Genomic DNA, 1,014 nt, shown 5'->3' with positions numbered 1-1,014 from the left:
CTCCAGGTGAAGAGCCTCCAAGAACGCCTCGCCCGCGACCAGGCCGCTCTGAGCAAGACGAAAAAGGGCTTCCAGTTTGTCGAATACGACGTAGAGAGTTCCCTTTCGCAAGTCAACCCCCTTGGGCCGGTTCCACACCGGGACGTCTGACCTCGACGTCCCGCTGCCCGCAGACATAGGGCAGGTTCAGCGCCAAACCAGCAGGGAAGCAGAAATGCTGACGTATCAAGATGTGATTACCATCCGGCTGGCCCCTCTCGCGACGGCGGCCGTGTCATGGGAGCAGATGGCCGACGGCTTTGAGGACCTGGGTGAGTTGTATGGGGGCAGTGTCCAAGCCGTAGCTTCGGACGGTGGTTGGGTAGGAGTCAGTGCGGAAGCCGCCGAGACGCGCTTCTCCGCGACGCGGAAGCAGTTCGACGCCGCTGCCGTCGAAGCGCGAGCCATCGCGGGCATTCTGCGAGACATTCATGCGCAGTTCACCGAGCGCATACAGGCCGTGAAGAATCTGATCGAGTCGGCGAAGGAAGCCGATATGCATATAGACGCCAAGGGGCAGGCGCATCTCGATACAAGCAGGGAAAAAGATGCAGGAGGCGGCTTTCTCTGGGATGCTGCAGAGCGTGCCATGTTAGAAGCCAACTGGACTTCTGCTGTTGCTGCGGCCGTGCAGGCAGTGGATGATGCCGACCAAGGGGCCAAACTGGCACTTCGGGACGCTGCCGGCATCAAGAGCCTCTTCGAGGAGATGCTTGACACTGCCCGCGGCACCGGTCATGACTTCAATGCTGACGCGGTCGGAGACATCGAGGTCGTCGAGGCACGCGAGGCGAATAAGTACGCGGACCAGATCCTGGCGGGAGACAAACCTGCCGACCCGGAGGAATGGGCGCGGCTGATGCGCGACAACTCCGGCGACAAGCTGTTCAGCCAGACAGTGCTCAACCACCTGGGTCCCGAGGGGACCATCAAGATCACCAACCAGCTCAACACCTTCGCCTACGACTCGGACAC

At 61.1% G+C, this 1,014-nt stretch carries 1 pseudogene; it reads left to right on the top strand.

The features are described from left to right. Positions 1-214 precede the first annotated feature (214 nt). Positions 215-1,014 (top strand): annotated as a pseudogene (locus ACZ4V6_RS36605) (hypothetical protein); the annotation flags it as partial.

The organism is Streptomyces sp. NPDC029152 (assembly GCF_055564355.1).
The sequence above is the reverse complement of the archived record's forward strand: the minus strand, read 5'-3'. Positions and strand labels throughout refer to the sequence as shown.